We start from the raw sequence: 17,074 nt of genomic DNA, 5'->3' as shown, positions 1-17,074 counted from the left end.
CGGCACGACGTCGGAGGGCCCGCCGCACGCGGCGTTTGCCGCGCCGCATGGGCAGCGCCCTCCGACGTGGCGGTGGATGAACAGGGTCACGGGGCGATCAGGCCGGCCGCGCGGAGCTTGGCCAGGAGACCGTTGATCGTGTTCCGGGCGTTGGTCAGGTCGGTGACGACCTTGTCGAACTCGGCCTTGGTCGGGGTGGCCCCGGCCGCGGCCGTCGTGGTGACCGCGGCCATGTCGGCCTGTGCCGCGGCCTGCTTGCCCTCGCGGGCCGCGCCGGCGGCCGGGTTGAGGTACGCCATGGGTGATGCCTCCGATCAGGCCGCGGTGAGGTCGATCTCGACGAACGCGGACGGCTGCAGGACACCGAAGGCCGCGCGCATCTCGGCGAGGATCGCCACGAGGTTGCGGACGAAGAAGTCCAGGTGAGAGTCCGTGATCTGGATGGTGGCCTGCTCGCGGTCCCACAGGACGGCCTTACGGAAGTCGCCGCAGTAGCCGGTACCCGCGGGGACGGCCTCGGTCTCGATGACCGGGATGCCCCACAGGACCTGGGCGGTGCCGGCTCCGGCAGGGCCGCCGAAATAGAACCTCGCCTCGTTGTCCTGCAGCAGGTCCAGCGCCTCGGTGTCGGCCGGGTTGAGCAGGTAGGCGTTCGGGATGGACCGGCCGACGGTGCGCACCAGGGTCTTGGCCTTGCGGGTCGTCTTGAGGAGGTTGGAGTCCCAGGCCTGCGCCTGGATCCCGCTCACGTTCGACAGTCCCTCGAAATTCTCGCCCGTGCCGTCGCCCTGGACCATCTGGTCTTCCAGCTCCTCCTCCAGGCCGTAGAGGAGGAAGGCATCGATCAGCGTCCTGATCTGCGCGGCGTCGGACAGAGACCGCTTGGTCGCCGGCATCCAGTGGGCGATCGTCTTGACCGCCGTGGTGATCTTCGCGAGGGCCAGGCCCGACTCGGGCTTGTAGCCGCCGCCCGCGTTGTTCACCAGCGGACCGGCACCGCCCGGAGCGGTCGGCGCTGCGGAGGATGTGGCCTCCGGCACAGGGGTGGCGTTGTTGGTCACCGAGGTGACGCGGACGTACTCCACCGTGTCGGAGGTGGTCTGGCCGGGGGTGACGACGTCCCGCAGGCGCAGCGGCCGCTGGAAAACATCCAGGCCGACGGCCAGGCCGCGGTAGTCGGGCTGGACCAGGGCACCGCCGGAGGTGTCGTCGCCTCCGGTGACCAGCGACTTGACGCCGAACATCTCGGACTGAACGCGCTGCTTCGCGCCGAACTGGCCGTTCGGGGCCTGCGCGAGGAGGGCCTTGTACTCGGGGGACTCGGTGAACTGCTCGCCGAGGCTCTTGGCCTTGTCGGGGAGCAGGAACCCGGACGCGGTCTGCCGGCGGCCCTCGTTGTCGGTCTTGGCGTTGAGGGCGATGTCGTCGCCGAGCTCGGCGAGCGTCTTACGCAGCTCCTCGTTGCCCTTGAGCTTCTCGATCTCGGCCTTCGCTGCGGTGGCCTTGGCCATGTGCTCACGCAGCTGGGTCGTCTCCTCCTCGGTGAAGTCCCGGTCCGCTTCCTCGGCGGCCTTGGCGATCGCCTGGGCCTTGAGGAGGTGGTCCTTCATCTCCTCCGAGAGTTCCTTGATGGTCTTGGGCATGTCTCCTCATTCCGTGAGCGATACCTCGAGCTCCAGGAGCGCGAGGTCGGTGCGCAGGCGGTTGGAGACGGCGCCGGCCTTGGCGGCATCCGCGTCGGATGCTTCGCGGGGGTCCGGGGTGGCCTCGTTCTCGGTGCTGCTGGTGGTCGCGGTGTCGGCGGCGTCCTGGGCGGGCGCGGGCTCTGAGGGCTGGGCGGGCGGCTCGGTGCCGCTGGCCGCCGCAGAGCCGGGCTGGCCGGACTCTTCCGACGGGGTGTCGTTCTTGGGGGCCGCGGGCTGCCGTGCCTTCTCCGGCTCGGCGGCGGCCAGGACCTCACCGATCGACTGGTAGGCCGCGGTGAGACGGTCGTAGTTGGCCTGGGACAGCACGCGGCCGGCCTTGGCGCCGGCGGCGATGCTGGCGGCCTTCGCGGCGAGCAACTCGGTCTCGCGGTTCACGCCGAGCAGGCAGGGACCGACCTCGTGCAGGTCGACCTGGCGCAGCTCGTAGTAGCCGCCCCAGGGGTGGGTGTCGTCCTTCACCCAGGCGCCGCCGCCGTTGGGCACGTCGTAGGCGAAGGAGAACTGTGTGACCCTTCTCCCCTTGAGGAGGCGGTAGACCTGGTCGGCGGTGTCGTTCTCGCCGAGGTCATCGATCTGGCCGAGGACCTCCAAGCCCTGGTCGGTCTCCTGGGCTTCCAGGACGTGCCCGATGTGGGCGAACGGGTCGGACCACTGGTGGGACCAGATGACGGGGATGCTGTCGCCCTTGGCCGCCCAGTCCTGCAGGGTCTGGGTGAAGGCGCCCGGGCGGACGACGTCGCCCATGCTGTCCTCGTTGTTGAACACCGAGACGAGGGCGACAAACTGTCCCTCGGCCAGGCCGTCGGCGACGCCCGCCGCCTTGACCTTGGCGGTCACCTCCATGGTGCGCATGGCGTCATTCCTCCTTCGCGTAGTCGAGGGTGCAGTGGCAGTTGACGAGTTCCTCGGTGCGGCCCTTGCCGTCGCCGGGCCAGCGCAGGCCGTTGGAGAACACGTCGTCCAGGGAGACGGTTTCGCCGTCCTGGGCCTTGTGGCTGGGCCTCGGGTTCTTCCCGCCGGTCCGCCAGATCTTCTTGGTCAGGCCGCTCGCGCCGGCGGCGTCGTGGCTGCCGAAGGAGCGCAGCTCGGTGGAGGCGGTGCGGGCCCGTGCAGCGGCCGCGGACCCCCACGATGCCGCGGCCGACTGCAGGGCCTCCCGCCAGCCGTCGCCGCCCTCTTCCTGCACCTTGGCGACGGCCTCCCGCCCGGCGTCCTCGTGCTGCTGCGCATGCGTTTCAGCGGCAGCGAGGATCCAGGCGAGCATCACCTCGGCCGACCAGCCCTCGGCCTCGGGGTTGTAGACGTCCAGCACGTCCCAGGCGCCAACCTGGGCGAGCCGGTAGCCGTGGGTGGACAGAAGCGCCTGCAGCTGCGCGAGGCGGTCCTTGGATCCCTTCGCCCACAGGGCGAGCAGGTCCGGCATCGGCGGACTGTCCCCGCCGCTGTCGTCGGCCTTCGCGCCGGCGGCCGCCAGGAGCGCGTTGGCCTGCCGCTCTGTGAACGCTGTCAACGTGCTCTCGAGGGCGTCCCGTTCGGAGGCGAAGGTGCCGAGCGACGATGGCCTGCCGGAGGCTTTCCTACGCGGCAGGCCGCCAGCTTTTGGGGCGCCGCCCGCGGAGTCAGGGGCGGTGTCCCGCGGGCTGGCGAGGCCGCCCTCGGTGACGTTCATGGGCACGATCAGCTCGTCCCCGCCCTCGATGCGCGGCAGGTTGTTCCGGGCCCGGATCTCGTTGCGGGTCATCCACGGCCCGCCGGCGGCGGTGGAGGCCGCGGCCGCCTGCGACTCGAAGTCGCCGCGGAGCTTGGACTCGATGTTGAACTCGCAGTACACGTCCTGGTTGTCCGGCAGATCCGGCAGCACCTGGGCCACGAGTTCCTGCTGGAACATCACCGTCCACGGGCCGAGCGTGTCTTGGTACAGGTGCTTGTGCTGCTCCTGGATGTTGGAGTAGGTGGCGTGGTCGAGGATCCCGATGAGCGGCGGCGGGATGAAATACGCGGCCGCGCACTCCTCCCGCGTCAGCTTGCGGGCCTCGATGTACTGGGCAGCCTCGGGCGTGAAACCGATGGACTTGTACTCCATGCCGTCCTCGAGGATCGGCGTGCCTCCCTCGGCGCCGCCGCCCTCCGAGAACGTCCGCCACATCTCCCGGAACCGGGCCTTCTCCTTGCTGTTCCACTCGGGCGCATCGGCCGGCCGCACCAGCACGCCGGTCAAACGGGCCCCGTTGCGCCACATCTGGGCCCGCTGCTTGGCGGCCTCGGAGGACTCCAGGATCAGATCGCGTAGCGCCTCGATCGGGCTCTCGCCGTAGGTGAGGTCGGTCGGCGAGTAGCCGTGGATGTGGATCACCTCGTCCGGGCCGAACTGCCGCCCGCCGGGGGTGTCGTAGTACTCCGGGGCGATCCAGTTCCCGCCGTACGGGCGGATCAGGGTGGGCGGCACCGGCAGGATCCGCAGGCGCCCGTCCAGCTTCAGCTTGATCCCGTAGGCGTTGTCGTACAGCGCGGCATCGGAGATCAGCCGTTCCACCCACCGGTACGGGGTCATGCGCGGCAGCGGATCGGCGAGCAGCTGCGCCAGCGGGTGATCCGTCAGCCGCTGCCGGTCGGTGTCGCTGACCCTGCGGAAGACGTGGATGCCGAGCTGGGCGATGTTCCGCGCGATGAACCCGATCACCGTGCGGACCTGCGGCTGGGTACGCCAGATCGCCTCGTACTCCCACGGCTGCGCCCGGAACGTCACGGGCGCGTACGCCGGCAGCACGCCGGCCCCGGTGGTGGCGAGTTCACCGGAGCTGACCACGAACGCCATCAGCTCTCACCGCCCGCCAGGACCTGGATGAACTCCACGCGAGCGCGCTCGATGACGACCTCGCCGTCCACCGGCTGCGGCGCGCGGCCGGCTTCGAGGAGTTCGGCGTCGCGCAGGACCAGGAGCGGGCCGCGCTTGGCCCACAGGATCGCCCGGAATGCCTTGTCGGCCAGGTTGACGACGACTCGCTTACGTACGGCCGTACGGCGCCACGCGAACACGGCTGACCTCCTTCGGTCGGGCCGCTACGGTGGCGGCATGGAGATGAAGTGCAACCAGCCCACCCCCGCCGGTGCGACCTTCGCGGCAAACGCCTTCGACGGACAGATCGGGAAAGAGGTACCGGTGAACATCCCGGGCAAGGACCAGACGACGGGGCGCATCCTGGCGGCCCGTGTCGCAGACGACGGTCAGTCCGTTGAGCTGACGCTGGACGTGGACGTCCAACTCCCGTCGTACGGCGCCGCATCCTTCGGCCTGAGCTAGACGACCATGATTTCGTCCTCGTCCGCGTACCGGGACTTGCGCCGCGGCGGCCGGGCGAGGACCTCGGACATGGCGGTCAACAGGGCGGACACGCCGTCGATCTTGTCGCCGGAGTTGGCCTTGTCCGGCTTGACGTTGCCGGCCGGGTCCATGACGACGGCGAGGTTGTCGACGCACCAGCGGACGATGGGATGGCCTCCGTGCCGCAGCACGGGCGTCTCCGGCGTGCCCCGCTTGATCAGCCGCTGGACCTCTTTGAGGCAGGGCGACATGGTCTGGAAGCCCTGCCGCACCTTCACCATGGGCGCGCGCTCGGACATCAGGTCGTTGGTCAACTGGCTCGCGTTCCAAGGGTCGTAGCCGATGGACCGGACCCGGAACGTGTCGCGGTCCTTTCGGATCTGCTCCTTGATCCAGTCGTAGTCGGCGACGTTGCCCGGGGTGGTGGTGAGCCAGCCCTCGCGTACCCACCGCGATGCGGCCCGCGCCGTCCGCTTGTCGAGCGACGGGAGGTTCTCCTCCGGCGTCCAGAACCGCCACAGTGCGTCCAGGGTGCCGTCGTCGTCGTTCGGGAACAGCCAGCACAGCGCCAGCAGGTCGGACGTCGCGGCGAGGTCCAGACCGCCCCAGGCGTCCCGGCCGCGGAGCGTGGCCTCGAGCACCATGCCCGCGTTGCGGTCCCAGTCCTCGATCCGCAGGAACTTGCTGTCCTGCCGCGTACGGATGCCGAGGTGCAGCCGCTTGAAACAGGCGAGGTCGGTGTCCGATCCCTGCGCCCTGCGTGAGGCCTTGGCCAGGTACGCCCGTGTCGGCGAGACGCCGAAGCCTGGGTTAGCCAGGCGCCAGGTCTCCTCGGCGTGCGGGTCGGCGTCGTCTGGTGCGGCGAAGATGACGCCGTACACGCTCGGGTCGTGCAGCACGCCGCGGGCCAGCTGCTCGATGCGCCGGCGCTTGTTGTCGTACGGCGTCTCACGGCGGCCGGTGTCCGCCGTGGTGATGACGACGTTGAGCGGCTGCCGACGGGAGCCCGTGCCGGTCTCCAGGGCCTCGAGCATGTCCGGGCTCTTGTGGACGTGCAGCTCGTCCAGGATCGAGGCGTGCAGGTTCGCGCCGTGCTGGGCGTCTGCCACGTTGGAGATGACCTGGAAGTAGCTGCCGCTCTTGGGGTGGAGGATCTTGTCCTTGAGCGGCTTGACGTGTCCCTTGAGCGCGGGCGCGGACTCGGCCAGGCGCCGGATCGGGTCGAAGACGAAACGGGCCTGGTCCTTGGTCGTCGCCGCGGCGATGACCTCGGCGCCGGGCTCGCCGTCGGCGGCCGTCATGTAGATCGCGATGCCGCCACACAATGTGCTTTTGCCGTTTTTGCGGGGGACGTCGACGTACAGCTCGGAGATGATCCGCACGTAGTCGTCGGCGGCATCGTCCCAGTGCACCCAGCCGTATACCGGCGCCAGGACGTAGGCGACCTGCCACGGGTCGGGCTTGAGCGGCTGGCCGGCCCACTGCCCCTTGGTGTGCCTCAGCTTGGAGAAAGCGTTGATCACCCGGTCCACGCGCGCAGGATCGAAGATCGCGCCCGGCTCCTGCCGCGGCTCCGGTGTCTTGAACTTCGGCGGGCAGTCCGGCAGCGGGATCCCACGGGCGACCAGGTACCAGGCCACCTCCGGGCTCAGCTTGAGCCGGTCCAGCTCCTCCTGGTCCGGCAGCTGCAGCTGGTCGGTGCGCTTGGCGGCCTTCGGCTTGCCGGGCTTACGCGAACGGGTTGTCGTCCTCGCTGCCATCGTCGGCCCCTCTCGCCAGGGCCTGCTCGGAGCTGGGCGTCAGGCCGAACTGCGCGGCGAACGCCCGCAGCTCGCGGCCGGCGGACCGGGCGATCGTCACGGCAGGGTGCGGCACGGTGCGCGTGGTCTCGCTGCCGGAGGCGCTGACCGTGACGACCTGCGTGGTGATGCCTTCCTTCGTGACCGTGCGGGTGGCCTCCACGAACTGGGACCAGGTCTCGCAGTAGGCGGCGAGCACAGCGCGGTCCTCCTCCTTGAGGAGGTCCAGGCGCTGCAGGCCGGGGGCAACACGGCGCCACTCGGCGGCGGCCTCGCGGCTGAGCCAGGTGGGCGGCTTGGGTGGGATGCGGCGGAAGGCCGGCCCCGGGTTGACGACGCGGCCGCCGGAGTCGCGGCCATTGCCGCGGCCGTGCAGCAGCTTGAGGGCAGCGGGCTGGGCGGTACGCCCCATGGTCATCACCCCTCTGACCTGCACATTTACTCAGCGTGATCGGCCCGGGGGCCCATCGCGCGAAATTTTTTCTGAGACGACGTGCGTCGAGTTGACCGCGCCGGGCCCCGAGACGATCAAGCTGGTGATTTCGACACCCCTACCCCCCGGTCAGCCTCGCTGGCCGGGGCGGCCGACGCGGTCACGGCGCTGGGGAGCGGCCTGGTCTCCAGGCCGGTCGCCCTGATGATCTCGGCCGCGGCGTCGCGCACCAGGGCGTCCGCCACGTCGGGGGCGATGCCTCCGGCGAGCAGCTCGGCGCGGTACTCCAGGAGCTGCTGGGCGGTCGTGGGCGTCGGCATGGTGTCCTCCGTGAGGTCGTGGGGAAGGTCAGCGGGCTTTGCGGCGGCGTGCGTTGGCGCGTGCGGCCTCTGCGCGGCTCTTCTCGTCGTGGCATGCGGTGCAGGCCAGGCCGAGGTTGTCGAGGGAGCGGCGTGCTCCGCCTTCGCTGATGGGGACGATGTGGTCCAGCTCGTGTGGCCAGGTCGACCGGTCGTCGGGGTCGTAGGCCTCGGGGTCGATGGGCTCGGCGCCGCAGATGTAGCAGCAGCCGTTGTCGCGCGCGGTGACCTTGCGCTTGAGGGTGCGCCACTCGCCTGAGCTGATGCCGTAGCGCTCGGCCTTGTCGTCGCGGCCGGCCCATGGTGTGGGCTGGTGGTCGTCGCAGCGGCCGCGCTTGGTGGCCAGCTGGTGGCACTCGGGGTCGGTGCAGCGGGAGGGCGGGGCGTAGGGCACGGCGTACCTCCCCGGGTGGGCGCCCCCGGGTGGGCTGCCCCAGGGGGTGGGTCAGCGGTTCCGGCAGGTTCTGCGGCCGCAGTCGATGAGCCGGGGGTCGGCGTAGGCGTCCACGATGTCGCGGGCGTTGGCCTGGTGTGTGGCCATGGCCTGTGGGTCGATGCCGAGTTCGGTCTCGAGCTGGGCGATGGTGTAGGCCGAGGCGCGATCGTGCACGGGGCAGCGGCCCGCGAGGGCGTAGAGCAGGTCTCGGAGCATCGGGCCCTGTCTCTCAGCCGACGTCCACGGTGTACTCGAAGACGCCGATGGCTCGGGCGCCGCACGCCCTGGCGAAGGCGTTGAGGTCACCGCGCGTCGCCATGCTCCTGAGTGTCTGGGCGTCCTCCTCGGCGACCTGGTCGAGGATGAGGGCGAACGGTGTCCGGTACGCGCCTTCGGCGTCGCTGTCAGGCTCTGAGGGCAGCTCGAGTATCTGCAGGCGCGCCATGGGGGTGTCCTCTCGGCAACGGCTCAGGCCCCGGACGGGCGGGGCCTGAGCCGTCGGGTGATGGTGGTGGCTACTCGGCGTCTGAGTCGTCCGGGGCGGGGTGCTGGCTGTGGACGAGGGCTGCCAGCTTGCGGGCGGCCAGCTCCTTCTTGGCGGGACAGCCGAGGATGATCACGGAGCCGTCGGTGCCCTCGATGGTGATGAAGAGCTGCGTGGTGTCCTTCTTCATCAGCAGGGCGAACGGGCCGGCGAGTGCGACGCGTGTGGCGGTGACGCGTTTGGCGGCTTCGCCTCGGTCCACGGTGATGGTTGCGCCGGCGACGGGGACGTCCATCTGGCCGGGTGCGGTGAAGCGGAGCGGGTCCTTGCGGACCATCATGCCGCCGATGGCGGAGGCCGCCAGGCGTAGGTCGGTTATCGCCTTCGCTGCGGCTTTCTCCTCGGGTGTCTTCTTGCTGCCGAACATCTCGACCCCCTCCTGTGTCGCGGTTGCTCCCATGGTTCCACGGGAGTTGGCGAGGAAACGGAGGGAAGGTGGCACCCGCCCGGGCGCGGCCGGCGGCTGGCCCCAAGCTCAACCGCGTGGACCTCCCCAGGTCTTGGCGGGCGTGCGGGCGGGTGCCGGGCAATGACGAAGGCCCTGGTGTTCAGATCACCAGGGCCTTGATCAATGCCAGTATGTGAGTCCGTTTTCGGACATGGGTGTGCGCCAAGATCGTGGCCCAGGAATCGGCGCACGTCAAGCTGGGTGGACGTTGGCGCGTCGGGTGCGGGCCGAGTTGGGCTTGGCTGCCATCTTGGCGGCGGTGACGTCCTGGACGGTGTAGTAGGGGCGGCGGGGGCTGCCGCCGGCGCGCTGGAGTATGCCGCGGCGTACCCAGTCGCGGATGGTCGCTGGCTCCACGCCAGCGGCCTTGGCGGCGAGACGGGTGGTGAGCAGGCCTGGGGGCAGGGACGCGTACTCCATGCGTCCCATGGTGCGGCAGAGGCCGGTGGCGCGTGAGAAGTGACGTGCGTGGCAGCGTCACGAACTCGTCACTGGGGCGCGGTCCGTGCGGTGAGCGGGTCAGAATCGCGCGTATGAGCGTGATCAACTGGGGTGACGTGCCTACGTGGCTCGGCACGGTTTTCGCCGCGGCGGCGGCCGGCGCGGCGGTGTGGACGTTGAAGAGTCAGCGGGACCAGATCCGCGAACAGCGGGTGTTCATCGCCGAGCAGTCGGCCACGATGGCGCTCGAGCGCGCCGAGTTGCGTGCTGCGGCCGAGGACCGGCGGTGGGCGCAGGCTCGGCGGATCCGCATGACGCAGCGGAAGGCCGGCGCGACGACGGACCAGGGTGAGGCCGTTCCCGACAACCACTGGGTGGTCCTGGTGACGAACGACAGTGACGCACCGGTGAAGGACGTGGAGGTGCGCTTCGGGACGGCGTACACCGCCGCGCAGGCACAGCTGATACGCGCTGCCACCCTGCGGCCGGATCAGCCGGGGGAGTTGCTGACGGTGCCGGTGCATCTGCTGGGCGCCGGGCGTACGGTGCAGTTCCTGTCGCAGCGGTACTCGCCAGCCACCGTGCACAACAACCCGCCGACGCTGTACTTCACAGATGACAGTGGTGTGCGCTGGTCGTTGGACTCACACGGTGACCTGAAGGAGACGGACCAGCAGCCCGGCTCCTAGGGCACTACCCCGTCGTCCGCCACGTTCCGTTCGGGCCCATGCGCATGGGCGCTCCGCAGCGGGCGCAGCGGCCCGTCGGCTCCGGGGTGGCGGAGTGCATCGGCTGGTGCTCGAAGCAGGAGCCGGCGCGGCGCAGGAGCAGGATGGCGGCGGCCGCGGTGCCGGGCTCAGGGCTGATGCCGAGGAGATCGTGTTCCAGAACGGCGATGTGGGTCGGGTTCGGGCGTGGGCGGTACAGCTGCGTCGGCAGGGTGCGCGGGTAGGCGGTGCCGTGCATGAGGACGTCCAGGCCGGCGCGAAACCCGTCAACCGTGGCCTGCCACCAGCTACGCGCGCAGCTGACGATGGTGTGCATGGGCGGTTCCTCCTGTGCGAAGGCCCCGCCGCCTCGGGGGTTGCGTCGGGGCCTTCCTCAGCAGTGTGGCAGGGCAGGGCTGTGCTCGGCAGCTGACGCTCAGGAGTCGCCCGTGTTGGTGCGGCGGTAGCCGCGGCGGCCCTCGAGGGCCTGGGCGACTGTGCGGCCCGTCCAGCGGTTGACGCCTCCCGTGGTGTCGTCGGGCTCGGGCCAGCGGCGGGGGCCGCCGGAGCGGCTGCGGGAGAGGTCGGCGCGGATGGTGGACGCCTTGAGGCCGATGCCGGCGGCCTCGAGCTCGGTGGCGGTGTAGAGGCGCTCGGGCTCGAGGACGGCGGCGGTGCGGTCGATGTGGGCGCGTAGGAAGGCGTCGACCGCGTCTGGGTCGAACTGGCGCCAGCGGCCTCGGCGCTCCTCGAGGGGGGCGGGCCAGGCCGGGTGGCGGGACCAGGTGTTGCGTACGGTGCTGAGCGGTCGTCCGGTGCGGGCGGCGATCTCCTCGAAGGTCTCCGGGGTGCGGTCGGTGTTTACCATGGGGGCCTGTCCTCCTGTTGGGGGATGGATCCGACCGGTGAGGGTTTCGCAACAGCGCTCTGGTGCTGAGGGCTTCGGCCTGGCCCTTGCCGGTCTTTCGCTTTCAGTGGGCAGCCGCCCCCGGCTGGGTGCCGGGGGCGGCTGTCGGATCAGTCTCCGGGCTCGTTGATGATCAGCCAGAGCGCGAGGTTCTTGAGGGCTTCCTCGGCGTAGACGAGGTTGGCGCCCACGGCCTCGGCTCGGGTCTCCACGAACCGTGTGGCACACAGTGCGTAGAGGTCGATGGCGGCCAGGAGGTGGATGCAGCCGGTGAACAGCTGCGCTTCCTGGGTCTCGCCCATCGGCTGGTCCTTGGCGAGTTCGGCCACCCGCTGGATTGCGGGGACTGCGTCTCCTGCCGGGATGTGCTGGTCGGTCGGGAGACCGATCGGCACGGGCAGGTTGGCGCAGACGTCGACCAGGATCGTGTAGACGGTCGAGATCGCGTGGGCCAGGCCCCGCATGATCTCGTCTTCACGGTCAGCCATGTGACTGTCCTTCCACTGTTGAGTTGAGATGGATCCGAGGCTTCGGGGTTCGCAGCCCCTCACCTCTTGATTAGTAGTTTACAGCACTTGATTAGTGGATTGCAACACCTGTCGGCATGGAAAAGCCCCGGCCTCCGCAGGCCGGGGCCTTCCCCTGGGATCAGGCCAGCTGCCAGCCCGACAGCCGCTCATCCGGGCCCACCGCGGCGGTCAGCCGCAGCCCGGGCAGCTGCTCGACACTGACGCCGGCGGCATCGGCGATCTCGGCGGCCGGGTAGCGCTCCGGCTCGCCGCGCTCCTCCGGCGGGACGTCGGCGACGACCTCCGCGTGGTCGCCGAACAGCAGCAGGACCTGGACGTTCACACGCTCGCTCATGGGTGGATCCTCTCAGGACGCGTCCGGCTGGACACCGGCCTGCTCGCGCATCGCTCGGTCGGACTGGTCGGTGTACTGCTGACGCTGCGCGGGGGTCCAGTCGGCTGCCCGCTTGGGCAGCCTGTCCACGGTCTCCTGCAGCTTGGCGGTCTCGCTCTTGCCCTTGCCCAGGCGCATGATGGGGCTCCTGTCTCGTGTTCGGGATGGGTGAACCGGGGCGGCCGGTTAGCTGCCAGGCGGACGGCCGCCCCGGGGCTTATCGGCTGACGGTGCCGCGGCGGCGGTGAGTGTCAGCGAGGTCGTAGATGATCAGTCCGCCGTCGGTGCGCATCACGCGGACCTCCTCTTCGGGCCCCTCTCCAAAGGTGTCGTCGTCGTTGTCGTCGGCGCGCTGACCTGCACCGACGACACTCGGAGAGGGGCCGCCCGGCGGAAGGGAAGGGGCCTCGTCCCAGCGCAGCCCAGCCGACGCGGAGCGGCCCTGCATCCGTACGTCCTTCACCTGCCACCCCATGGCGGCCGCCGCGGCGCGCACCGCATCGGTGCTCACGCCGAGGTGCTCGGCGAGGGGCTTGAGCTGGGCGTGCGGGGTGCCGATGTCACGGACCGCGGCGATGAGGGCGACGGGGGAGACGGGCGGCGGCCCGGCGGGGGCCTGCTCGAGGGCGGGCTCGTCCTGGTCCTCCTCGTCCGCGGCGTCGGCCGGCTCCTCCTCGGTCGGCTCGGCCTTGGCGGTGCGCTGCGAGGGTTCCCAGCCGTCCCGGCCGGCGCGGTAGGCGGCCACGATCCACAGCCCGGCGAGCGTGAACAGCAGGCCGCCCCATGCCCCGGACGCCACGCGTTCGTGGATGCGGTCCCCCAGGCGCGCCAGGACCTGCGGGCCGCGGTAGAGCACGAGCAGTGCGAGGCCGAGCTGTACCCACCAGGGCCAGCTGGTGACGCGGCTGGTGATCGCCCGGACGGTCCAGCCGGCGTAGTGGGCGGTGAGGCGGCCGCTGCCGGTGGAGATGCGGCCGGCAGCTGCTCGGAGCCACTGCCGAGTGGTCGGCGCGCTCACAGCAGGGTCCCGTGGACGAGGCCGTGCAGGGCCCAGTCGCCGAGGTTGTTCGCGCCGGGTACGACGATGTTGCCGATCAGGGCGAAGGTTCCCGTGCCGATGGTGATGAGGGTGCCGGTGAACACGCCCTTCCACCACTTGCCCTTGGTGGCCTTGGGGAAGGCCTTCCGCAGCAGCCACAGGCCGACCACCATGGCGGTCACGACCAGGGCGCCGCCGTCGCCGAGGCCAGGCGCGGAGGCCTGGGCTATAGCGTTGGCGTGGTGGCCGGTCATGGTCGACATGACCATGCCTCCGATGCCGTTGCCGCCCCACCGGAACAGGCCCGCCATGGAGCCCAGGAGGCCTGCGGGGCAGGCGACCATGAGGGTGCCGACGGCGAGGCCGAACCAGTACGGGATGAGGACCTTCGGGTCCCGGGCGGGGCCGGCGGCCGCGCCGGGTGCGCCCTTCGCCGCGCCTCCTCCCCCGCCGCCGCGCCACCAGCGGACGTGTTCCACGGCGAGCAGTCCGACGCCGACGGCGAGGCCGGCGGAGGTGATGGTGCTGGACTGAGCGGCCGAGGGCACAGCTGCAGCCAAGGCGATCATGAGTGAACTCCGGTGATTGCGTAGACGAGGGTGACGATCGGCAGGGCGCGTGCGGTGGCGATGACGGCCGCGTACAGCAGCAGCCGGGCGACGAACGCGCGGATCTGCGGCGCCCACAGGTCGGGGTCGGTGTATCGGGCGCGGATCCGGCAGACGTTGTCCCAGAACGCGACCAGGGCCAGCGGGATCACGGCGATCACCCAGGCGCCGGACAGGCCTGCGCCGTCGCGGGCGTCGGCCAGGACGCGCGCCCAGGGCGTGCTGAGCGGGAACGCGAGGGCGAGCAGCAGCAGCTGGCGGCCCCACCGGATCCGTGCCCACCAGGGCGGGGTGTGGTCCTGCTCGGGCGGCTCGGGCGGGGTGCTGGCGGGCAGGGTGACGTGGACGTGAACGGGCGGCGGAGCCTGCGGCGGCACGGACGGGCCGGTGCCGAGCGGCGGCCACGGAGTGGCTGGCGGTGGCGGGGTCGCAGGCGTGGGAGGCTGCTGGCCGCCCGGGATGACCTTGGTCGGGATGATCGGTCGGCGCTCGATCACCGGAACCACCTCGTGCAGCTGACCGCGAGGACCGTCAGGCCCGCCCAGGCGGTGGCAGACCAGATCCGGCCGCGGTCGTAGGAGCGGAGCGCTGCCAGCGCGGCGGCGAGGCCGACCGCGATGCCGAGCGGCGGGAACAGGACCAGCGAGGCGAGCAGCAGGAACGGCAGAGCCGCCGTGACGCCGACGCCGGCCAGGACAGCGAGCAGCCAGCCGGTATGCCGACGGACCAGCCAGACCGTGGCCAGGCCGGGGGCGAGCCCGGCGAGGCACAGCACGGTGATGAGCAACATGGGGAGAGGTCCTCAGGTCAGTAGGTGGGCGAGCCAGTGCAGCGCGCCGAGGAGGAAGCAGAGGGCGCCGACGGCGAGGCCGGCGGTGACGGCGAGCGCAAATGCCGGGCCGTCGCCGGGCCGCGGCCGCCAGGCCGCGACGGCGAGCGCCAGGCCGGCGCTGACGATGGCGAAGCAGGCGAGCGCGAGGAGGAACCCGGCAGCGCCGATCACCGCTTGGCCTCCTCGGCGAGCGCGTCCCGCACGAGCTGGGCCCGGGCCTGCCCTACCCGCAGCTCGCGCTTGAGGGTCTTGATGGGCGCGGGCCGGCCGTGGGTACGACGGTGAGCGGCGTCTACCTCCCGGGCCTGGGCGAGTAGGCGCTCCCAGTCGCCGGTACCTGCCGCCCCCAGGTCCGCGGGTACGGCCTCGGGTACGGGTAGCGGCGCGGGTACGTCGGCTACCTGGGTAGGGGTCGCGGGCTCCTCGTCTGCGGGGTAGGTGAGGGTGCCGTCGTCGGCGGCCGCGGTGTCCTCGATGCCGCTGGGCGGGTCGGGTACGCGGGCGTGTACCTCGGTGCGGGTAGGTCGGCGGCGGATCGTCTCGGCGGGTACGGCGCACGCTACTTCGGGGCGTACCTGGGGTTCGGTGGCGAGGTAGAGCTGCAGGCCGGTGCCGGAGTAGGAGTGGTCGGCCGGGGCGTGCTCGGTCGGGCTGTCCTGCCGGGTAGGGCCGTCCAGTTGGCGGGGCTCGGGCGAGGCGAACAGCAGCGGTGCAGGCTGCTCGAGCGCGGCCGGGGTGGGCGAGGTACGGCGGTCGGGTACGGCGTGGAGTGCTACCCGTACCTGGGCCTCGGAGACGGGTACGCCGTACTCGGTGCACAGGCTGGCGAGTTCGGCCGGGGATGCCTCCGGGTGCGCGGCGTGGACCCGCAGGACTGCGTCCACGGGGTCCATGCGGCGCAGCTCGGCCCCGGTGACACCCAGCGGCGTACTCGGGTAGGGCTCAGGTAGGGGCTGCTCTACCCATGGCGAGGTGACGGGTACGGTGCGCAGCTCGGCGGCGTTGCGGCGGGCGGCGAGCAGCTGCAGCAGCTGGTGGCGCTGGTCGCCGTCGATGGCAGCGCCAGATCGGGCGACGGAGGCCTTGAGCGCTGCTCTCCCCCACGGCCCCAGGTGCTTGCGCGAGGCCAGGCGCACGGCACGCTGGGTGGCCCGGTCGCGGGAGAGCTGCTCGGCGGAGCGGCCGCGGACGGCCAGGCCGAGGCGGGACAGCAGCCGCTCGCGCAGTTCGTGGCCGATCTGGGCGGGCAGGCCGCTGCTGAGGGCCTCGGGGCGGCTGACGCGGATCTCCAGGCCCATGGCGAGGTGCCAGAGCATGCTGGCCATGACCGGGCCGATGACGGCGCGGACGGTGCCGCCCCAGAAGCCAGACTCGCTGAACGCGGGGATGATCTGGATGCCGGTGATGCCCCAGACGAGGACGCCCGCCACGCCCGGGGTGCCGGCGGCCGTGTCGGTGGCGGTGGCGCGCTTGTTGGCACGGGCCATGATGGCGCAGGCGAGCAGGGCGCCCTCCCCCGCGGCGAACATGACGGCACGTTCGTCCACGTCGGCCATGCCGAGACGGTGCTCGGCGAACCGCCAGCTGGTGTCGGCGGAGTACGCGGTGCAGATGAGGGCGCCGATGCCGGCGGCGAGCACGGCGCCGCTCGTACGGCGCACGATGAGGCCGCAGATGGCCACGAGGACGCCCGCGAGCAGGGCGACGGGCCACAGGTGGCCCGCCGCCCAGGCGATGGGCTGGTCCAGGGACACAGGGAACTCCAGAGGAGGCGTGGAAGGGGCGGGCCCGCGCGTGGTGAGGCGCGGGCCCGCGGTCCGTCAGGGGCGGTGGCTGCCGGGGGCGTCGGCGGACTCGGCGGCGTGCTGGCGGGCGTCGGCGAGCTGGCCGCGGGCGGCCCCCTCGGCGGCGGCCTGCTCGCTGGCGGTACGCCGGTCGGCCTGGCAGGCCTGGACGGTGGCGGGCTCAGCCACGATGCGGTTCTCGGTCCAGCGGCTCATGCGACACCCGCGATCTCGCGCAGCTGCGCGGCGTACTCGCGGCGGACGACCGACCCGGTGATCTCCGGTACCTGCCTGCGCAGCGCGGCGGACAGGATCGGGTCCATCGTGGTCGCCTGGATCAGCGCGATCCGGCCGATCGCGGTGATCGGCTGGTCGGGCCGGTTCTTCTCCAAGCGGTCGGCCATCTCGCCAAGCATCTGCCGTACGACAGCCTCCCGGGTGGACGCGGAGCGTCCGGTGCGGCCGCTCATCACAGGACCTCGGCGGCCGCGCGGAGCCGGAGGGCAGCCTCGCCTCGGGTGACGCCGGCCAGGTCGGGCAGGTGGCTCTCGGCGCGCTCGAGGGCGGTCTCGCGCACGGCCTCGGGCAGGTTGGCCAGGACGGCGTCAATGGCGATGTTCATGGCTCGGCGCAGCGTGGCGTCGTCCATGGCCGCGCTGGCGTCCATCTGCAGCAGGCGCGCGGCGATGGTGAGGAGCTGGGCCGCGTAGCTGGGCTGTTCGATGAGGCGGCGTAGGGCTTCGTCGGTGAGATCGAGCTGGGTACGCTCCATGGCGGACCTCTCCTTGTGATCGCTTCAGGACGGG

Annotated in this window: 29 protein-coding genes; 2 read left to right on the top strand and 27 right to left on the bottom strand. The window is 71.4% G+C overall.

Translation table 11 applies throughout. The annotated features are described in order from the left end of the window. Positions 1-86 precede the first annotated feature (86 nt). From OG956_RS20330 to OG956_RS20310, 5 genes are read right to left on the bottom strand one after another with little or no spacing between them, the layout of a single operon-like run. Complete coding sequence (locus OG956_RS20330) at positions 87-299, bottom strand: hypothetical protein (protein WP_330339409.1); 213 nt, start codon at positions 297-299, stop codon at positions 87-89. A 15-nt stretch (positions 300-314) separates the two neighbouring features. Beyond that, on the bottom strand, positions 315-1,643 hold the full coding sequence (locus tag OG956_RS20325; protein ID WP_330339408.1) for a phage major capsid protein: 1,329 nt from the start codon (positions 1,641-1,643) through the stop codon (positions 315-317). Positions 1,644-1,649: 6 nt separating this feature from the next. Continuing rightward, positions 1,650-2,558 (bottom strand): HK97 family phage prohead protease, encoded by a 909-nt coding sequence (locus OG956_RS20320; RefSeq protein ID WP_330339407.1) that lies wholly within the window; start codon positions 2,556-2,558, stop codon positions 1,650-1,652. A gap of 4 nt (positions 2,559-2,562) precedes the next feature. Then, positions 2,563-4,521 carry a phage portal protein gene (locus tag OG956_RS20315; protein ID WP_330339406.1) on the bottom strand — a complete coding sequence of 653 codons (1,959 nt, stop codon included), beginning with the start codon at positions 4,519-4,521 and terminating at the stop codon, positions 2,563-2,565. Further along, complete coding sequence (locus OG956_RS20310) at positions 4,521-4,742, bottom strand: hypothetical protein (RefSeq protein WP_330339405.1); 222 nt, start codon at positions 4,740-4,742, stop codon at positions 4,521-4,523. The genes OG956_RS20315 and OG956_RS20310 overlap by 1 nt, the downstream gene beginning before the upstream one ends. A gap of 37 nt (positions 4,743-4,779) precedes the next feature. Between OG956_RS20310 and OG956_RS20305 the strand changes: the two genes are divergently transcribed. Further along, entirely contained in the window at positions 4,780-5,007 is a 228-nt protein-coding gene (locus tag OG956_RS20305; RefSeq protein ID WP_330339404.1) for a hypothetical protein, read from the top strand. On the opposite strand, the gene OG956_RS20300 is transcribed toward OG956_RS20305, so the two are convergent. From OG956_RS20300 to OG956_RS20265, 8 genes are all read right to left on the bottom strand, one after another. Beyond that, positions 5,004-6,788: a terminase large subunit gene (locus OG956_RS20300; protein WP_330339403.1), complete on the bottom strand. Its 1,785-nt coding sequence runs from the start codon at positions 6,786-6,788 to the stop codon at positions 5,004-5,006. The genes OG956_RS20305 and OG956_RS20300 overlap by 4 nt on opposite strands. Then, positions 6,757-7,239: a phage terminase small subunit P27 family gene (locus OG956_RS20295; protein WP_330339402.1), complete on the bottom strand. Its 483-nt coding sequence runs from the start codon at positions 7,237-7,239 to the stop codon at positions 6,757-6,759. The genes OG956_RS20300 and OG956_RS20295 overlap by 32 nt, the downstream gene beginning before the upstream one ends. Before the next feature lie 116 nt (positions 7,240-7,355). Continuing rightward, positions 7,356-7,580: a hypothetical protein gene (locus tag OG956_RS20290; RefSeq protein ID WP_330339401.1), complete on the bottom strand. Its 225-nt coding sequence runs from the start codon at positions 7,578-7,580 to the stop codon at positions 7,356-7,358. Between the two features lie 28 nt (positions 7,581-7,608). Then, a complete protein-coding gene (locus tag OG956_RS20285) occupies positions 7,609-8,013 on the bottom strand; it encodes an HNH endonuclease (protein ID WP_330339400.1) in 405 nt (134 codons plus the stop codon). A 51-nt stretch (positions 8,014-8,064) separates the two neighbouring features. Beyond that, positions 8,065-8,271 carry a hypothetical protein gene (locus OG956_RS20280; RefSeq protein ID WP_330339399.1) on the bottom strand — a complete coding sequence of 69 codons (207 nt, stop codon included), beginning with the start codon at positions 8,269-8,271 and terminating at the stop codon, positions 8,065-8,067. 13 nt (positions 8,272-8,284) lie between these two features. Continuing rightward, the gene (locus tag OG956_RS20275; protein WP_330339398.1) at positions 8,285-8,500 is read right to left on the bottom strand and encodes a hypothetical protein; all 216 of its coding nucleotides are present in this window, start codon (positions 8,498-8,500) and stop codon (positions 8,285-8,287) included. A gap of 70 nt (positions 8,501-8,570) precedes the next feature. Next, the gene (locus tag OG956_RS20270) at positions 8,571-8,999 is read right to left on the bottom strand and encodes a hypothetical protein (protein WP_330339397.1); all 429 of its coding nucleotides are present in this window, start codon (positions 8,997-8,999) and stop codon (positions 8,571-8,573) included. Between the two features lie 240 nt (positions 9,000-9,239). Next, positions 9,240-9,467, bottom strand: a complete 228-nt coding sequence (locus OG956_RS20265) for a MerR family transcriptional regulator (protein ID WP_330339396.1) — start codon at positions 9,465-9,467, stop codon at positions 9,240-9,242. 113 nt (positions 9,468-9,580) lie between these two features. On the opposite strand from OG956_RS20265, the gene OG956_RS20260 reads away from it, so the two are divergent. Further along, positions 9,581-10,177: a hypothetical protein gene (locus OG956_RS20260; RefSeq protein WP_330339395.1), complete on the top strand. Its 597-nt coding sequence runs from the start codon at positions 9,581-9,583 to the stop codon at positions 10,175-10,177. A gap of 4 nt (positions 10,178-10,181) precedes the next feature. On the opposite strand, the gene OG956_RS20255 is transcribed toward OG956_RS20260, so the two are convergent. The 14 genes from OG956_RS20255 to OG956_RS20190 form a co-directional block, all read right to left on the bottom strand. After that, complete coding sequence (locus tag OG956_RS20255) at positions 10,182-10,532, bottom strand: hypothetical protein (RefSeq protein WP_330339394.1); 351 nt, start codon at positions 10,530-10,532, stop codon at positions 10,182-10,184. 99 nt (positions 10,533-10,631) lie between these two features. Further along, positions 10,632-11,063, bottom strand: a complete 432-nt coding sequence (locus OG956_RS20250; protein ID WP_330339393.1) for a hypothetical protein — start codon at positions 11,061-11,063, stop codon at positions 10,632-10,634. 149 nt (positions 11,064-11,212) lie between these two features. Continuing rightward, positions 11,213-11,590 (bottom strand): hypothetical protein, encoded by a 378-nt coding sequence (locus tag OG956_RS20245; protein WP_330339392.1) that lies wholly within the window; start codon positions 11,588-11,590, stop codon positions 11,213-11,215. 160 nt (positions 11,591-11,750) lie between these two features. Then, positions 11,751-11,966, bottom strand: a complete 216-nt coding sequence (locus OG956_RS20240) for a hypothetical protein (RefSeq protein ID WP_330339391.1) — start codon at positions 11,964-11,966, stop codon at positions 11,751-11,753. A 12-nt stretch (positions 11,967-11,978) separates the two neighbouring features. Further along, positions 11,979-12,143 (bottom strand): hypothetical protein, encoded by a 165-nt coding sequence (locus OG956_RS20235; RefSeq protein WP_330339390.1) that lies wholly within the window; start codon positions 12,141-12,143, stop codon positions 11,979-11,981. A 79-nt stretch (positions 12,144-12,222) separates the two neighbouring features. Continuing rightward, on the bottom strand, positions 12,223-13,023 hold the full coding sequence (locus tag OG956_RS20230; protein ID WP_330339389.1) for a hypothetical protein: 801 nt from the start codon (positions 13,021-13,023) through the stop codon (positions 12,223-12,225). Next, positions 13,020-13,613 (bottom strand): hypothetical protein, encoded by a 594-nt coding sequence (locus OG956_RS20225; RefSeq protein WP_330339388.1) that lies wholly within the window; start codon positions 13,611-13,613, stop codon positions 13,020-13,022. Before OG956_RS20225 ends, OG956_RS20230 begins: the two co-directional genes overlap by 4 nt. Beyond that, positions 13,610-14,149, bottom strand: coding sequence for a hypothetical protein (locus tag OG956_RS20220; protein ID WP_330339387.1), 540 nt, complete (start codon positions 14,147-14,149; stop codon positions 13,610-13,612). Before OG956_RS20220 ends, OG956_RS20225 begins: the two co-directional genes overlap by 4 nt. Next, positions 14,146-14,442 carry a hypothetical protein gene (locus OG956_RS20215; protein WP_330339386.1) on the bottom strand — a complete coding sequence of 99 codons (297 nt, stop codon included), beginning with the start codon at positions 14,440-14,442 and terminating at the stop codon, positions 14,146-14,148. Before OG956_RS20215 ends, OG956_RS20220 begins: the two co-directional genes overlap by 4 nt. Positions 14,443-14,454: 12 nt before the next feature. Beyond that, on the bottom strand, positions 14,455-14,655 hold the full coding sequence (locus OG956_RS20210; protein WP_330339385.1) for a hypothetical protein: 201 nt from the start codon (positions 14,653-14,655) through the stop codon (positions 14,455-14,457). Then, positions 14,652-16,238, bottom strand: coding sequence for a hypothetical protein (locus OG956_RS20205; RefSeq protein ID WP_330339384.1), 1,587 nt, complete (start codon positions 16,236-16,238; stop codon positions 14,652-14,654). Before OG956_RS20205 ends, OG956_RS20210 begins: the two co-directional genes overlap by 4 nt. Before the next feature lie 66 nt (positions 16,239-16,304). Beyond that, positions 16,305-16,484 (bottom strand): hypothetical protein, encoded by a 180-nt coding sequence (locus tag OG956_RS20200; protein WP_330339383.1) that lies wholly within the window; start codon positions 16,482-16,484, stop codon positions 16,305-16,307. Continuing rightward, positions 16,481-16,738 (bottom strand): hypothetical protein, encoded by a 258-nt coding sequence (locus tag OG956_RS20195; protein ID WP_330339382.1) that lies wholly within the window; start codon positions 16,736-16,738, stop codon positions 16,481-16,483. Before OG956_RS20195 ends, OG956_RS20200 begins: the two co-directional genes overlap by 4 nt. Next, positions 16,738-17,040, bottom strand: a complete 303-nt coding sequence (locus OG956_RS20190) for a hypothetical protein (RefSeq protein ID WP_330339381.1) — start codon at positions 17,038-17,040, stop codon at positions 16,738-16,740. Before OG956_RS20190 ends, OG956_RS20195 begins: the two co-directional genes overlap by 1 nt. Positions 17,041-17,074 lie beyond the last annotated feature (34 nt).

This window comes from Streptomyces sp. NBC_00557 (assembly GCF_036345995.1).
In the GTDB taxonomy this organism is placed as follows: domain Bacteria; phylum Actinomycetota; class Actinomycetes; order Streptomycetales; family Streptomycetaceae; genus Streptomyces.
This window is presented reverse-complemented; position numbering and strand designations above follow the sequence as displayed.

What these genes read in the sequence shown, in the direction of transcription:
- OG956_RS20275 (WP_330339398.1), bottom strand. Translation starts at nt 8,500, where the DNA reads ATGGCGCGCCTGCAGATACTCGAGCTGCCCTCAGAGCCTGACAGCGAC.
- OG956_RS20215 (WP_330339386.1), bottom strand. Translation starts at nt 14,442, where the DNA reads ATGTTGCTCATCACCGTGCTGTGCCTCGCCGGGCTCGCCCCCGGCCTG.
- OG956_RS20225 (WP_330339388.1), bottom strand. Translation starts at nt 13,613, where the DNA reads ATGATCGCCTTGGCTGCAGCTGTGCCCTCGGCCGCTCAGTCCAGCACC.
- OG956_RS20300 (WP_330339403.1), bottom strand. Translation starts at nt 6,788, where the DNA reads ATGGCAGCGAGGACGACAACCCGTTCGCGTAAGCCCGGCAAGCCGAAG.
- OG956_RS20290 (WP_330339401.1), bottom strand. Translation starts at nt 7,580, where the DNA reads ATGCCGACGCCCACGACCGCCCAGCAGCTCCTGGAGTACCGCGCCGAG.
- OG956_RS20245 (WP_330339392.1), bottom strand. Translation starts at nt 11,590, where the DNA reads ATGGCTGACCGTGAAGACGAGATCATGCGGGGCCTGGCCCACGCGATC.
- OG956_RS20270 (WP_330339397.1), bottom strand. Translation starts at nt 8,999, where the DNA reads ATGGGAGCAACCGCGACACAGGAGGGGGTCGAGATGTTCGGCAGCAAG.
- OG956_RS20265 (WP_330339396.1), bottom strand. Translation starts at nt 9,467, where the DNA reads ATGGAGTACGCGTCCCTGCCCCCAGGCCTGCTCACCACCCGTCTCGCC.
- OG956_RS20260 (WP_330339395.1), top strand. Translation starts at nt 9,581, where the DNA reads ATGAGCGTGATCAACTGGGGTGACGTGCCTACGTGGCTCGGCACGGTT.
- OG956_RS20190 (WP_330339381.1), bottom strand. Translation starts at nt 17,040, where the DNA reads ATGGAGCGTACCCAGCTCGATCTCACCGACGAAGCCCTACGCCGCCTC.
- OG956_RS20255 (WP_330339394.1), bottom strand. Translation starts at nt 10,532, where the DNA reads ATGCACACCATCGTCAGCTGCGCGCGTAGCTGGTGGCAGGCCACGGTT.
- OG956_RS20200 (WP_330339383.1), bottom strand. Translation starts at nt 16,484, where the DNA reads ATGAGCCGCTGGACCGAGAACCGCATCGTGGCTGAGCCCGCCACCGTC.
- OG956_RS20305 (WP_330339404.1), top strand. Translation starts at nt 4,780, where the DNA reads ATGGAGATGAAGTGCAACCAGCCCACCCCCGCCGGTGCGACCTTCGCG.
- OG956_RS20315 (WP_330339406.1), bottom strand. Translation starts at nt 4,521, where the DNA reads ATGGCGTTCGTGGTCAGCTCCGGTGAACTCGCCACCACCGGGGCCGGC.
- OG956_RS20240 (WP_330339391.1), bottom strand. Translation starts at nt 11,966, where the DNA reads ATGAGCGAGCGTGTGAACGTCCAGGTCCTGCTGCTGTTCGGCGACCAC.
- OG956_RS20250 (WP_330339393.1), bottom strand. Translation starts at nt 11,063, where the DNA reads ATGGTAAACACCGACCGCACCCCGGAGACCTTCGAGGAGATCGCCGCC.
- OG956_RS20330 (WP_330339409.1), bottom strand. Translation starts at nt 299, where the DNA reads ATGGCGTACCTCAACCCGGCCGCCGGCGCGGCCCGCGAGGGCAAGCAG.
- OG956_RS20325 (WP_330339408.1), bottom strand. Translation starts at nt 1,643, where the DNA reads ATGCCCAAGACCATCAAGGAACTCTCGGAGGAGATGAAGGACCACCTC.
- OG956_RS20280 (WP_330339399.1), bottom strand. Translation starts at nt 8,271, where the DNA reads ATGCTCCGAGACCTGCTCTACGCCCTCGCGGGCCGCTGCCCCGTGCAC.
- OG956_RS20320 (WP_330339407.1), bottom strand. Translation starts at nt 2,558, where the DNA reads ATGCGCACCATGGAGGTGACCGCCAAGGTCAAGGCGGCGGGCGTCGCC.
- OG956_RS20295 (WP_330339402.1), bottom strand. Translation starts at nt 7,239, where the DNA reads ATGGGGCGTACCGCCCAGCCCGCTGCCCTCAAGCTGCTGCACGGCCGC.
- OG956_RS20195 (WP_330339382.1), bottom strand. Translation starts at nt 16,738, where the DNA reads ATGAGCGGCCGCACCGGACGCTCCGCGTCCACCCGGGAGGCTGTCGTA.
- OG956_RS20235 (WP_330339390.1), bottom strand. Translation starts at nt 12,143, where the DNA reads ATGCGCCTGGGCAAGGGCAAGAGCGAGACCGCCAAGCTGCAGGAGACC.